Origin of the sequence: Dactylosporangium sp. NBC_01737 (assembly GCF_035963215.1) — a bacterium.
GTDB lineage: Bacteria > Actinomycetota > Actinomycetes > Mycobacteriales > Micromonosporaceae > Dactylosporangium.
In genome coordinates this window covers 2,423,010-2,436,296 of sequence record NZ_CP109153.1, presented here as the reverse complement: position 1 = coordinate 2,436,296, position 13,287 = coordinate 2,423,010, and the positions used below count along the sequence as shown (strand labels likewise).

General features: G+C 71.9%; 9 protein-coding genes. 6 read left to right on the top strand and 3 right to left on the bottom strand.

Annotation, left to right across the window (positions count from 1 at the left end; translation table 11 throughout):
- Window positions 1-17: 17 nt before the first annotated feature.
- Genes OHA72_RS10635 through OHA72_RS10625 form a run of 3 tightly spaced genes read right to left on the bottom strand, consistent with a single transcriptional unit; the run spans window position 18 to window position 2,891 of the window.
- Complete coding sequence (locus OHA72_RS10635; RefSeq protein ID WP_327007676.1) at window positions 18-770, bottom strand: hypothetical protein; 753 nt, start codon at window positions 768-770, stop codon at window positions 18-20.
- A complete protein-coding gene (locus OHA72_RS10630; protein ID WP_327007675.1) occupies window positions 767-1,870 on the bottom strand; it encodes a TRM11 family SAM-dependent methyltransferase in 1,104 nt (367 codons plus the stop codon). The genes OHA72_RS10635 and OHA72_RS10630 overlap by 4 nt, the downstream gene beginning before the upstream one ends.
- Window positions 1,863-2,891: a hypothetical protein gene (locus tag OHA72_RS10625; RefSeq protein ID WP_327007674.1), complete on the bottom strand. Its 1,029-nt coding sequence runs from the start codon at window positions 2,889-2,891 to the stop codon at window positions 1,863-1,865. The genes OHA72_RS10630 and OHA72_RS10625 overlap by 8 nt, the downstream gene beginning before the upstream one ends.
- A 1,358-nt stretch (window positions 2,892-4,249) precedes the next feature.
- Between OHA72_RS10625 and OHA72_RS10620 the strand changes: the two genes are divergently transcribed.
- The 6 genes from OHA72_RS10620 to OHA72_RS10595 all read left to right on the top strand — a co-directional run bounded on the left by OHA72_RS10620 (window position 4,250) and on the right by OHA72_RS10595 (window position 12,819).
- A complete protein-coding gene (locus OHA72_RS10620) occupies window positions 4,250-5,305 on the top strand; it encodes a hypothetical protein (protein ID WP_327007673.1) in 1,056 nt (351 codons plus the stop codon).
- 865 nt (window positions 5,306-6,170) lie between these two features.
- Entirely contained in the window at window positions 6,171-6,500 is a 330-nt protein-coding gene (locus OHA72_RS10615; protein ID WP_442788711.1) for a pilin, read from the top strand.
- 7 nt (window positions 6,501-6,507) lie between these two features.
- Window positions 6,508-7,437 carry a TrbL/VirB6 family protein gene (locus tag OHA72_RS10610; protein WP_327007671.1) on the top strand — a complete coding sequence of 310 codons (930 nt, stop codon included), beginning with the start codon at window positions 6,508-6,510 and terminating at the stop codon, window positions 7,435-7,437.
- Between the two features lie 32 nt (window positions 7,438-7,469).
- On the top strand, window positions 7,470-8,402 hold the full coding sequence (locus OHA72_RS10605; protein WP_327011525.1) for a PrgI family protein: 933 nt from the start codon (window positions 7,470-7,472) through the stop codon (window positions 8,400-8,402).
- Window positions 8,399-10,195 carry a VirB4 family type IV secretion system protein gene (locus OHA72_RS10600; RefSeq protein WP_327007670.1) on the top strand — a complete coding sequence of 599 codons (1,797 nt, stop codon included), beginning with the start codon at window positions 8,399-8,401 and terminating at the stop codon, window positions 10,193-10,195. The genes OHA72_RS10605 and OHA72_RS10600 overlap by 4 nt, the downstream gene beginning before the upstream one ends.
- 71 nt (window positions 10,196-10,266) lie before the next feature.
- Window positions 10,267-12,819 carry a helicase HerA domain-containing protein gene (locus OHA72_RS10595; protein WP_442788710.1) on the top strand — a complete coding sequence of 851 codons (2,553 nt, stop codon included), beginning with the start codon at window positions 10,267-10,269 and terminating at the stop codon, window positions 12,817-12,819.
- Window positions 12,820-13,287: the final 468 nt, after the last annotated feature.

The window sequence follows — 13,287 nt, the reverse complement described above, 5'->3', positions numbered from 1 at the left end:
CGGGGTCGTAGGACGACCTAATCCAAGGGCACCCGCTGGCGGTGCAGGAAGAACTGCCCGCGCAGCGGGTGCCCGTCGGCGTTGGCCCGGGCGGAGCCGTGCCGGATCGCGGCGTCGAACGCGACCGCGTCCGCCCACTCCGCCGGACTGTCCGTCTTCAGGGCGGTCCAGAAGCCGTCGTCGTGGAACGTGCACCCGATACAACTTGACTTGGGTGTTCCCGGCAGGCCGTGCCGCTCGAGGTAGGCGACGCAGTCACTGCGCCGCCAGCCGAGTTCGAGCAGCGGAAAGACGTTGTGCATGTAGCCGACGTCGGCGTCGCGGGCTCGATGGATCTCGTCGACGGATATTCCGATCGCGATGTCAGCGACGACGCCGACCGGTACGCGCCGCGGGTGCGGGTAGCCGAGCCGTCGGCGGACCTCGGCCTTGATCGGTTTGATCTTGTGTTCTGAGGTGCATTGCCGTCGGGCCATGCCGCGTTCGCCGTCCGGGCCGAGCGTGAACAGGGGCATGGACGTGAAGCGATGTTTGGGGTCGAGGGCGTCGGCGCGGATATTCCCGGCCGACACCCGTACGATCGGGATGCCCGCCTCGGCGGCGATCCCCTCCAGGCGTTGCAGGTGCTGGTAGACGGCGGTGGGTTCCCAGCCTGTGTCGGCGACCGCCGCGGTGAAGGTCGGGATCTCGCCGCGGGCGGCCAGCAGCAACGTGGCCGAACTCTGGACGCCGGCGCCGAGACTGAGATACCGGTGGATGGGTGCGGTCATCCGCCGCCTCCGGCATCGTCCATTGTGGACGGTGTGATCGGTGCGGCCGGTTTGGTGAAGATGAGGACGTCCTCGTGCGCGATGAGGTGCATCGGGGTGCCGCTGGCGCGTGCCTTGCGCACGGACTGCAGCTGGAAGAAGCTGGGCCGGGCGACGAGCTGCCCGTCGCGGACCGCGGCGAGCAGCGCCACACACCGCTCCGTCGGGACCAGGCCGGCGCGGACGCCGGCGCCGATCACGGCGGAGGGCAGGTCGACGAGCTCGCCGTTCTTGCGCCAGGGCCGGGCGGTGACCACGACGGTCCCGCCGGGGCGCAGCAGCGTCGCGCAGCCGCGCAGGATCTGCGCGAACCCGTCGGCGAGGCCGGTGAGGTCTCGGTAGGCGAGGTTGCCTTTGTCGGTGCCGTCGTTGTAGCGGTTGTCGCGGATGTCGAGTTCGTCGCCGGTCGTGACGAGACCGTGAACGGTCGGCCCGTACGGGGGTGACGTCACCACCAGGGCGACCTGCCCGATGAGGGCGGCGGGCACGAGGGTCAGGATGTCCGTGGCGTCGCCGCGGATGACACCGCCCCGGCCGGTGGCGCCCTGGGTGCGGGCGTGGCGCAGGTTGGCGTCGGCGATGTCGGACCACCGCGACTCGTACTCGACGCCGAGCGCGTCCCGTCCGGCGTGCACGGCCTCGACGAGGGTCGTGCCGATCCCGGCCATCGGATCCAGGACCAGGTCACCGGGGTCGGTGTAGGCGTCGATGGCGTGCGCGGCGATCGCCGGGAGCATCCTCGCGGGATGCTGGACCGATTCCGGCACGTACCGGCCGCGGCGCTGGACCGGGCCGGTCTGCTGCGCGGTCGCCCACACCGACAGTCCTGCCAGGGCGGCGTCGGCCAGGGCGGGTCGGTCAGGGTCGGTGTCGGCGTCGGCGTCGGTGGTGCCGGCGGTGCGGTGCCGGGCGTCGTAGGCGCGGTGCCGGCCACCGGGACCGTTCCGGCGGGTGCTGGTGCTGTCGGTGCTGTCGGTCGGGTGGGTGGAAGTGGTCGGGGTGGTGGCGGCGCGGCCGGGCTCGTCCGGATCGGCGGCCACAGCGGTGCGGGACTCAGCCATGGGTGGCCTCCCCGCTGCGCCCGGACCGGCGGGAACCACCGCGGCGACGGCCCGCCGTGCCGGTGACCGGGGTGAAGACGAGCAGGTCGGCGTGGACCCGCAGGTGCGCGACGGTCCACTGCTCGCCGGCGTTGTCGGCGCGGGTCTTGGACAGGGCGAGGAGTTCCTCGTCGTCGAGGTGGTAGACGAACGCGTCACCGTGCCCATCGCCGTGGCCGTCGACGCTGGTGTCGGCGGCGACCGCGACGATGTGCTGCAGGTAGCCGAGGCCGACCTGGGCGGCGGCGGTGGCGATCGGGCTGAAGTCCTCCGGTGTCGGGGCCAGCCCGGCGGGCACGGCGACGACGAGGACGAGGCAGCCGCCTGGGCGCAGCAGCTCCCGGCAGGCGGTGAGCAGCCATGCCAGCCGGATCCGGTTGGGGACCGCGTCCGGGTCCAGGGGCCAGGTCGCGACGACGAGGCTGGTCAGCCCGGCGAGGGACACCCCGTCGGGGATCGGGACGACCGGCGGGCCGGTCGGGGGGAGGTGCGGGTCGGTGAGGTCGTCACCGAACCAGTCCGCGAGGGACACGTCCAGCTCGACGCCGTCGGCGGCGGTGGTGAGGTCGGTGTCGAGCTCGTCGTCGGCCTGCGTCCTGTCATCGTCGTCGAGGCTGCTGGTGGCGGGGCCGATGATGAGGCTGGCGACGTCGGTGAACCAGGCCCGGTGGTGCCGGCGTCCGCCGGTGGAGCCGGCGGTGGTGAGGGCGTGGTCGTCGGTGAGGTCGACGACCGCCTCGCCGGGGCGGCTGTAGGCGGCGACGAGCCGCCGAGCCAGCCGGGCCGGGATGCTGGCGCCGTGATCGCCGCTGGTGCGGGCGGTCCGCCAGACGGTGATCGGGACCGGCGGGTCCCCGGCGACGACGTCGACGACCAGCCGCTCGGCATCATCGGCACCGGAGGCGCCGGCCGTCCCGTCCAGGTTCGGGTCGGAGTCGGGGTTGGGGTTGGTGGGGTGGTGGTGCGGCGGGTGCTTGCTCATATGGCTGTGGGCTCCGCGCCGCGCCGGGAAGCGCTGACACCCTCCTATCCGGGTTTGTGAGCCGTGGCGAACGCCCCCACCGCTCACAGCCGCTCACAGCACCCCGAACACCGCTCACAGCCACACACGGCACGCTCACAGCAACGGACCGTCACCGAGCGGGAGCGTCGGTCGCTCACAGCAGCGGCACCCGCAGTCAAGACCCGGCCACTCACAGCGGCTCACAACCGCTCACAGCCGCTCACAGCCGCCCCCAGCTGTCCGTTGACACCGATGCTGGCCCGCTTGTCATCGAAGATGACCCAAAGCCCGTCTGTGCCACCGAAGATGCTCCACCGCCGGTCAAGGGCTCCAGTCGGCTGATGCCCGAGACCAGGGGACGTCACGCAATCCGCCACAGCTGGGACCGACGTGGGCCATCCAATCTGGTCCGCCCTGGGGGGTCAGCGCGGTGACCGTGGGCCAGGTTCAGTGTCAACGGACACCAGCGGTCGCCGTGAGCGGCCGTGAGTTGACGGGTCCAGCCGCCGAACCCCGGCTGTGAGCGACTGCGGGCGGTCGAGGTCCACACGCCCGCTCACCGGACCGGGGTCTCCGCTCCCACCCGGAAGGAGGTGCCGGCGCGGCGGGAGAGTGATCGCCGGCGTCGCCCAGGGGTGCGCGGCGAGCGTGGACAGCGATGCGGTATTCCGTCGATGGCCGTGCCGGTGTCGGTGTCGGAGGCGGTGCCGGCGACGCTGTGGGTGTGGTGTGGGTGATCCGGAGGGATCGCCGACTGCGGGTGGAAGAATATTGATGATCTTCTGTGACACGCGACGCATATCAATCGATGATCTTCTGTGACACAACTGTCGTGTCGGTCGATGATCTTGCGACAACGCCTGGATGTCAATCGATGATCTTCTGTGACATCGCGGCATGTCAATCGACAGCCATCTGTGCCGCATGATGGTGTCGCAGCCACTTGGGCGTCCCGTGATGGGCGCTGTGAGTTGCTGTGAGTGCGCGCGGCGCCCGCTGTGAGCGGCGACAAGCGCTGCGAGCGGACTCCTGGGCACTGCCCGTGGTTGCGGGCCCGCCAGTCCATCTGCCGCAACGACTTTGGGTGGCCGTGGTGTCAATGCCCAGCTCAACGACTGTGACACCAACCGATGTCAACGATCACAGTCGATGCCGCAGATCATGTGACACGACCGGAGAATATCGCGGCAGGCGGTGTCGCCGACGGTCCGGATGCGCCGCTGACCAGCACTGTCAGTGACCTGTGAGCGGCTCGTGGCGCAATGACAACTGCGGACATCGCCGTGACAACCCCGCGATGTCCATCCACGATCTTCGCTGTCATAGGAGCTTGTGACATGACCGTGTCCATCACCCTGGACCACACCACCAACCGCCCGGACGCCGGTGTCGGCACCGATGACACCGCCCGTGACACGCCTCAGGACACGGACGGCGCCGCTGTCGAACCCCGTCCAGCGGTCATCAGCACGGCCCGTGCCGTACCCGGTCGCGGACCAACCGACCCGGGCCAGGCCGACGCCGCCAGCGGCGCCGATGACGAGGTGTGGCCGTCCTCGCCGTTCGCGTGCGTCGACACCGCGTTCACCGCTCTGGTCACCGAACCGGACCCACTGAGCATCGACCTGACCGGCCTGGACCCCGACCTCGGCCTGCCCGACGGCGTGGTCAGCGTGGCGGTGCTACGCACCTGGCTGGCCGAACACCCAAGAGACTGGGCCGCGTTGGACACGGTGTGGCGGGAGCTGATCGTCCGGGCCCGCCTCGACGGCCCCGCCTGGGTCGTCGCCGCGACCGCCCTGGCCCTGCCCGGCCTGGTCCGCCACGCCGCCACCCTGGTCGCTGGCGGCTGGCACGGCGACCCCGACGACGTCGACGCCGAGGTCCTCACCGGGTTCCTCACCGCGCTTCGCGACCACGTCGACGTGACCCGCCCGGCCCCGTACGCCCGGCTGTGCCGGGCCGGGCAACGCGCCGGGCTGGCCCTGGTCGCCCAGCAGCGCCACGTCGTCCTCGTCGACGACCTCGACGCCATCCCGCCCGGCCCCCGCACCCCACACCGGCCGTGGAACCACCCCGACCTCCTCGTCCAGCGCGCGGTCGCGCTCGGCCTCCTCGACGCCTGCGACGAGGAGCCCTACATCGACACCCGCCTCGGCAAACGCGCGATCGAACCGATCGCCGCCCGCCTCGACGTCACCGTCGACGCCCTGCGGATGCGACTGAACCGCATCGACGACCGCATCACCACCGCCCTCGCCAAAGGCATGCTCACCGGCGCCACCTCACCCGAAGCCGAACAGGAACTGGCGAAACAGGCCACCCACCGGCAGCGGACCCGCGCCGCAGTGGCCGCCCGCACCACGCACACGCCACACCTGGCGGCTGCCTGAGCCACAACCACGCGCCGGCACGACCCGCATCGTCCAGGGCCGTGCCTCCGACACCGTTGATGTCGGAGGCACGGCCCTTTCGCTGCCCTCTGCGTCCCAGCAGCCTTCGCGGTGCCGGTCGCCGGCACACGAGGGCCGAGGCACCGGGCAGGTCGTGATCGGCATCCGACCTGGTGGCCGTGAGCGCGACCCGGTCCGAGTGCGCTGGACAGGCCGCTGTGAGCCGGTCTGTGTGCGGCTGTGAACCGTTGTGTGTGGGCTGCGAGCGGCTGCGAGCGGCTGTGAGTGGTTGTGAGTGGCTGTGAGTGGCTGTGAGTGGCGGGGGCGTTCGCCACGGCTCACAAACCCGGATAGGGGGATGCAGGACTTCCCGGCCTTCCCGCTACGGCTATCAACGGCCACGGGTGCCGGGTGGTTCTGCCCGCCGCCGGGCGAACCCCGCGCTGCGAGTGCCGCGCCAGCCGCGCGCCTCGGGTGCCGCGCCATCGTGATGCGCTGACACCTCATCCCACAGCCGACCCGTAGAGGGAGGACGAGCTCCTCCCGAGCGCGTTCGCGGCCTGTGCGACCGCACTCGCCCATCGGGGTCCCGCCCGGCGGCGGCCACATCCGCTGTCTCGAGCATTCGCCCCGCCCCGCCCGCCGACACCGCGCGCCCCTTGGCGCCGGTACCGGCCCCGCGGTGCGGGGCCGGAGGTGAACCCCAACCATGTCCCGCTTCCCGCGGGCACGTCTGCGTGCCCACAACCCGCACACCACCATCACCGACCCGATCACCAACCCGGCCGCCGGCCTCGAGCCCGGCACGAGGGCGACCACCGCGGCGAGCGACCCCCCGCCCGTTGTCCGCCGGCGCGGCCGGCGGATCGCCCAGGTACTGGCCGCCTCAGCGGTCACCGCCGCCCTGCTGGCGGTCCCGTCGGCCGCAACCGCCGATCCCGGCGCACCCGTCGTCGTGGCGGCGAACGCGTTGCCGGTCGTCATCGCCAACCTGCAGGCCTGGGTGATGGGCATCCTGGCCGCCATCGCCACCCTGTTCCTCGTCCTGGGCGGGCTGTTCCGGGCGACCGCCGGCGGTGACCCGGCCCAGGTCGACAAGGCCAACGGCTACTTCAAGAACGCGCTCACCGGCTACGGCCTCGCCGTGCTCGCACCGATCCTGCTCGAAGTCGTCAAGGGCATCGTCGGGGGCTGAGACGATCATGGGCTCACTCCTGGACAACATCCTCACCTGGTTCGCCGAACAGATCCTGGCCTGCTTCGACGGCCTGATCGGCGCGATCACCAACGCGCTGCTGGTCACCCCTGACGTCACAGAGTTGCCGCAGGTGCAGGCCCTGACCGGCCGATCGCTCCTCGTCGTCGACCTCGTCTTCGTCCTGTTCTTCGTCGCCGCCGGCGCGCTCACCATGACCGCCGGCGGCGACGAACGATCCCGCTACACCGCCAAGGACCTCACCCCCCGGTGCATCGTCGGGTTCGTCGCCGCGCACTTCAGCCAGCTGTGGTGCGCCAAGATGATCGAACTCGCCAACGCGCTGGGCGCCGCCCTCACCCAGGACGACCTCGGCGGCGACGGCGAGCTCCGCCCGGCCGCGGTCTCCGCGATCAAGACCCACGTCCTCGCGGCGCAGGACAAGACGTCCGGGATCCTGTTCTGCGTCTGCGCGGTGATCATCCTGATCCTGCTCGGCTCCACCGCGATGAGCATGATCACCCGGTTCGTGGTCGTCCTGGTACTTACCGCGGTCGCACCGATCGCCCTGGCCTGCCACGCGCTGCCGCAGACCGACCCGGTCGCCCGGATGTGGTGGCGCGCCTACGCAGGCGTCCTCGCCGTACCGGTCGCGCAGGGCTTCACCCTCTACGCGGGGCAGTGGATGCTCACCGACAAGAGCAACATGCTGTTCGCGTTCGGGCTGCCCGGCGACGGCGGCGTCATGAACCTCTTCGTCATCATGGTCCTGCTCTGGACCACCGTGAAGGTCCCCGGACTGATGCGCCGCCTCGTGTCCCAGGGCGGCGGCAAGCAACCGAACGTCCTCGGCGCCGTCATCCGCGTCGTGGTGGTCCAGCAGCTGTCCCGGGCCGTTCCCGGTCTGGGCAAGATGACCCGGGCGGTGGCCCGGTGAACCGGCGGGACGAGGACACTGTCCGCGCCCGGATGCCGGCCGATGTCGACGCCCCGGACAAGGTCGTCTACGGGCTGACGTTCCGGCAGCTGGCGATTCTCGCCGTCGCCGCGGTAGTCGGCTACGGCGTGTGGAACGCCCTGCACACGCTCCTGCCGGTCCCGGTCCTCATCGGCGCCGCGGTTGTGCTCGGCGGTCTCGTCTTCGGCCTGGCCGTCGGCCGCCGCGATGGGCTGTCCCTGGACGTGTGGATGCTCGCCGGGCTGCGGCACTCCCGCAACCCGCGGGCGCTGTCCACGACCGACACCACGGCCAAGGTTCCGGACTGGGTGCAGGCACCGGCCGCCAAGGTGATGCTGCCAGCGCCGCTGCGGCTGCCCGCCGACGCCATCGGCGACGACGGACAGATCAGCCTCGCCGGCGCGAAGGCCGCGATGGTCGCCGCTACCAGCGTCAATCTGGCCCTGCGCACCACCGACGAGCAGGCCGCCCTGATCGACACGTTCGGGCGGTGGCTGAACTCGCTGTCGACGCCGACGCAGATCGTGGTGTCCGCGCAGCCGGTCGACCTGGTCTCCGCCGCCCGCACCCTGGCCCGCGCCGCGGACCGGCTGCCGGACCCGGCCCTCGCCGCGGCGTGCGCCGATCACGCGGACTTCCTCGCCGATCTCGCCGAGCGGCGTGACCCGTTGCGCCGGCAGGTCCTCATCGTCACCCGCGCCGGGGCTGGGGAACGCGGCGAGCACGCCGCGCGCCGCCGCGCCGATGACACCGTCCGCGCACTGTCCGGGCACGGCGTCACCACCCGCGCCCTGGACGGTCCGGCCGTCACCGCCGTCCTCGCCGCGGCCGCGGACCCGTACCGGCCGTCCCGTCCCGGTGGGCTCGCCGCCCCCGACGCGGTGATCACCGCCGCGGCGCCGAAGCCGGCACCGCCCCGAACTCGTAGAAAGCCACCGTCATGACACTGTTCGCTCGTCGTACGGCACCGGCCGCCGTCCCGCCGACCGCGGGACTGGCGGCGGCGGTCGCCCCGGCCTCGGTCGAGGTCACCCCACGAATGCTGCGCGTCGGGGACGGCTACGCCGCCACCCTCGTCGTCACCGGCTACCCGGCCGAAGTCGGGGCCGCCTGGCTCGAACCGCTGCTGTCGTGGCCCGGCCGCCTCGACCTCGCCCTGCACATCGACCCGCTGCCCGCGCCGATCGCGGCGAAGCGGCTGCGCACCCAACGGGCCCGGTTCGAGTCGTCCCGGCGCGCTGATGCGGAGAAGGGCAAACTCGCCGACCCCTACGTCGAAGCCGCGGCAGATGACGCCGCAGACCTCGCCGAGCGCCTCGCCAGAGGCGCCGCCAAGTTGTTCAGAGTCGGCCTGTACCTGACCGTGCACGCCCGCACCGAGCCGGAGCTCCTCGACGCGTGCGCGCAGGTGAAGGCCGCCGCCGCGTCGACGCTGATCGAGGTGCAGCCGGCGACGTGGCGGCACCTGCCCGGCTGGACCACCACCCTGCCCCTGGCCACCGACAGCCTGCAGATGCTGCGCACCATGGACACCGCCGCACTCGCCGCAGCGTTCCCCCTCGCATCCTCGGACCTACCGGCGCCGCTGCCCGGCGACCCCGCCACCATCGGCGGTGTGCTATACGGCATCAACCCCGACAGCTCCGGGATCGTGTGGTGGGACCGGTGGGCGCAGGAGAACCACAACAGCGTCGTCCTCGCCAGAAGCGGCGCCGGCAAGAGCTACTTCGTGAAACTCGACGTCCTGCGCAACCTGTATCAGGGCGTGCAGGTGTCCATCGTCGACCCCGAGGACGAGTACCTGCGCCTTGCCGACGCCGTCGGCGGCACCGTCGTACGGCTCGGCCAACCCGGCGTGAAGATCAACCCCCTGGACCTGCCCGTCGAGGACACCCGCCCCGATGTGCTGACCCGCCGGGGTCTGTTCCTGCACACCCTCATCGCGGTCCTGCTCGGTCACCAGCCACCGCCGACCGAACGCGCGGCCCTGGACCGGGCGATCCTCGCCACCTACCGCACCGCCGGGATCACCGCCGACCCGGCCACCCATCACCGCCCCGCCCCGCTGCTGGCAGATCTCGCCACCGCACTGCGCGGCGACGACGACCCGGCGGCCACCCAGCTCGCCGCGCGGCTCGCACCGTGGGTCGACGGGTCGTTCGCCGACCTGTTCAACGGCCCGACCACCACCCGCCCGGACGGGCACCTCGTCGTGTGGTCGCTGCGGCACCTGCCCGACGAACTGCGCACCGTCGGCACCCTCCTCGCCCTCGACGCGATCTGGCGCAGCGTCGACGCACCCGGCAGCCGCCGCCTCGCGGTGCGGCGCCTCGTCGTCGTCGACGAGGCGTGGCTGCTCATGCGCGACGGCGAAGGCGCCCGGTTCCTGGCCGTCATGTCCAAGGCGAGCCGGAAACGCAACGCCGGCCTGACCGTCATCACCCAGGACGTCGCGGACGTCCTCGGCACCGACCTCGGCATGGCCGTGGTGTCCAACGCCGCCACCCAGATCCTGCTCAAACAGGCCCCGCAAGCGATCGACGCCGTTGGTGACGCATTCGGTCTGACCGTTGGGGAGCGGCGGATGCTGCTCGCCGCCCGGACCGGCCACGGGCTGCTCATCTGCGGGACCAACCGCACCGGGTTCGAGTCGATCGCGTCTCCGAGCGAACACCTGCTCGCCACCACGAAACCCGCGGACCTGCTCGACCTCGACGACGAGGAGGACCTGCTGTGAACCCGCCGCAGCCCGGCGGGACCACACCGTGGATCCTCGCCGGTCCCAGCCACCCACCGCCCGTATCACCGATTCCCGCGCTGTCACCGGCGCCCAGCCCCTCCGGGCCGGGCGCCGGTTTCGTTTCCCCACCGCCGTCACCGGTCGCCGTCTGGCTCATCGACGCCGTCCGCTGGGCGGCCGACCGGCCGTGGCTGCTCGCCGTCGCAGCCGCCGTGCTCATCGGCTACGTCGCCGGCCGGAGCCTCCTGGACGGGTGGCGGCACACCCACCACGCCACCGGCGCGCGCCTCGTCACCATCGCACCTCCGCCGGAGGTCGACGAACACGCCGCCGCCGCGCTGTGGGCGAACCTGCACGGCACCCTCACCCCGTCCCGCCGGCGCCGGCTGATCCACGGGGCGCCGCACGTGGTGTGGCAGTACACGTGGACCGGCCGGGAACTACGGATCTCCCTGTGGGTGCCCGGCACGGTCCCGCCCGGCGCCGTCGAGGCCGCGATCCGCGCCGCCTGGCCCAGCGCCGCGACCACCACCGAGGAGGACGCCCCACCACCGATCCCGCTGCAAGCGGCACCCGCCGTCGGCGGGCGCCTCCTGCCCCAGGCAGCCGAATGGCTGCCGTTCAACACCGACTTCGACGCCGACCCACTGCGCGCTCTGATGGCCGCCGGCGCGCAGCTGCGGCCGGGCGAACACGCCGTCGTGCAGGTCCTCACCCGCCCGGCGGCACCACGCCGGGCCCGTCGCGCCCAACGTGCGGCCGGACGGCTCCGCGACGGCAAGACCGCAACCCCGAGCATCAACCCGGCTAGCCCGATCCTGTGGCTGCTCGAGGCATTCCAGACCGGAGCATCCAGCCGGCGCAGCACCTCTGCCGGCGGAGCGCAGCGCCGCGACCCACAGGTGGAACGCGACGTCCGCGCGATCCTGGACAAGACCGCGCAACCGCTGTGGACCGCCGGAATCCGCTACGCCCTCGCCACCACGAGAACCAGACCCGGCGCCGACCCGACCGGCCGGCTCCGCGGAATCGCCGACGCGATCGCCTCCAGCTTCGCCGTCTACGCCGCCCGCAACACCCTGGCCCACCGCGCCCGGATGCCGCAGCCGGTGGCCATTGTCGCCGCACGGCGGCTCGGCGCCGGGTTCCTACTCGCCGGCGACGAACTCGCTGCCCTCGCCGCCCTCCCGCGCGACCTGGCCGTTCCCGGCCTGGACCGGGCCCGGGCCAAGTCGATGCCCGCGCCGGTCGCGGTCCCGTCCGGCGGCCGCGGCGTGAAGGTCCTCGGCGATGCCGAGGTCGGCGGCCACGGCGTCGGCCTGTCCGTGGCCGACGCTCGCTACCACCTGCACGTGGTCGGGTCGACCGGCTCCGGCAAGACGACCCTGCTGGTCAACATGGCCGTCGATGACATCATCGCCGGGCGCGGGACCGTGGTCATCGACCCGCACGGCGACATGGTCCTGGACATCCTGGACCGGCTCCCGGCCACGGTCGCCGACCGGGTGGTTCTGTTCGACCCGGACCAGCCGAACCCACCCACGCTGAACCCCCTGCAGGGCGACGACCCGGACCTCGTCGTGGACAACATCGTCTCCATCTTCGCCAACATCTTCGCCAAAGCCTGGGGACCACGCATGGACGACGTCATGCGGGTCGCCTGCCTGACCCTGCTGCGGCACGCGAACGTGACGCTGCAGCACATCCCGCCGCTGCTGAACTCCGCGCAGTTCCGCTCGGCGATGACCGTCGACCTTGACGACCCGGCCGGCCTGTCCGGGTTCTGGCAGTGGTACGACGAGCTCAACCCGGCGCTGCGCTCGCAGGTCATCGGCCCGGTCCTCGCCCGGCTGCGGGCGTTCCTGCTGCGGGACTTCGTCAAACGCACCATGCGGTACCCCCGCTCGAGCTTCGACATGGGCAAGGTCCTGGACGGCGGCGCGCTCCTCGTCCGCATCCCCAAAGGACAGCTGGGAGAGGACACCACCCGGCTGCTCGGCTCCCTCGTCCTGGCGCAGGTATGGCAGGCAACGACCGCCCGCGCCACCATCGCCCCCGACAAACGCCGCGACGCCACCCTGATCATCGACGAGGCGCAGAACTTCCTGACCCTCGCCAACAGCCTCGACAGCATGCTTGCCGAAGCCCGCAAGTACCGGCTATCCCTGGTGTTGTCCCATCAGGACCTGGCGCAGTTCCCGAAAGACCTCCTCGCCGCCGCCAGCTCCAACGCCCGCAACAAGATCTACTTCACGGTCGCGCCGGAGGACGCCCGGGTGCTGGGCCGGCACACCCTGCCGGAACTCGACGAGCACGACCTGTCCCACCTGGACGCCTACACCGCCGTCGCCCGCCTCGTCGTGAACGGGCGGCAGACCCCGGCGTTCACGATGAAGACCCGACCGCCGAAACCCGTCGTCGGGGAGGCGACCGCCATCCGCGAAGCCGCCGCCAAGGCGGTGCCCGAACAGGACACCAGCGCCATCGACAGCCTCGTCGACCGGCTCTCCCAGACGAAATCCTCCACCAAATCCGGCGGCAGGTCCTCCGAGACCGCGTCCGGCACGTCAGACGCCGCCCGAGGTGGCCGCCCTTCGGGACCGAGGCAGTCCCGGCGCTGAAGGGCGGTCACAGCTGTATGCGGCCGGAGCGCGGCGCTGTGTGCGGTGACCGCTGTCAGGACCCGTCGGCGAGGCGCTCGCCGACCTGCTCGTCGCGGGTGTCGCTCCCACGTCCCGCCACGACCCTCGCCACCATGCCTGACCTGCGCTGTCAGTGCAGCACGTGCGCCTGACAGCGCCCGATCCGGCTCCTTCCACCCGCCAGACACCCCTCCGAACGAGGGGATCCCTTCCTGCCCAGGAGTACCAGACCCACATGTTTCCCGATCAGCTCAACTCCGCTCACTCCGACTCCCTGTCCTCCTCGTCCTCCTCCTCTCTGTCGTCCCTCTCACTGTCCGGCCTGCCGGTTCCCGCCCCGTCCGTCGTCTCCTCTGTCCCTGCCTCATCCGGCTCCTCCGCTTCCAGGTCTACGACGTCCGCTGCCCGGTCGTATCCCGGTAGTCCTGCCCCTGTCGGGAGCTCCGC

Bases quoted from the DNA above. Each gene is read 5' to 3' on its own strand.
- OHA72_RS10635 (WP_327007676.1), bottom strand. From the start codon at position 770: ATGACCGCACCCATCCACCGGTATCTCAGTCTCGGCGCCGGCGTCCAG.
- OHA72_RS10610 (WP_327007671.1), top strand. From the start codon at position 6,508: ATGGGCTCACTCCTGGACAACATCCTCACCTGGTTCGCCGAACAGATC.
- OHA72_RS10605 (WP_327011525.1), top strand. From the start codon at position 7,470: ATGCCGGCCGATGTCGACGCCCCGGACAAGGTCGTCTACGGGCTGACG.
- OHA72_RS10625 (WP_327007674.1), bottom strand. From the start codon at position 2,891: ATGAGCAAGCACCCGCCGCACCACCACCCCACCAACCCCAACCCCGAC.
- OHA72_RS10620 (WP_327007673.1), top strand. From the start codon at position 4,250: ATGACCGTGTCCATCACCCTGGACCACACCACCAACCGCCCGGACGCC.
- OHA72_RS10600 (WP_327007670.1), top strand. From the start codon at position 8,399: ATGACACTGTTCGCTCGTCGTACGGCACCGGCCGCCGTCCCGCCGACC.
- OHA72_RS10630 (WP_327007675.1), bottom strand. From the start codon at position 1,870: ATGGCTGAGTCCCGCACCGCTGTGGCCGCCGATCCGGACGAGCCCGGC.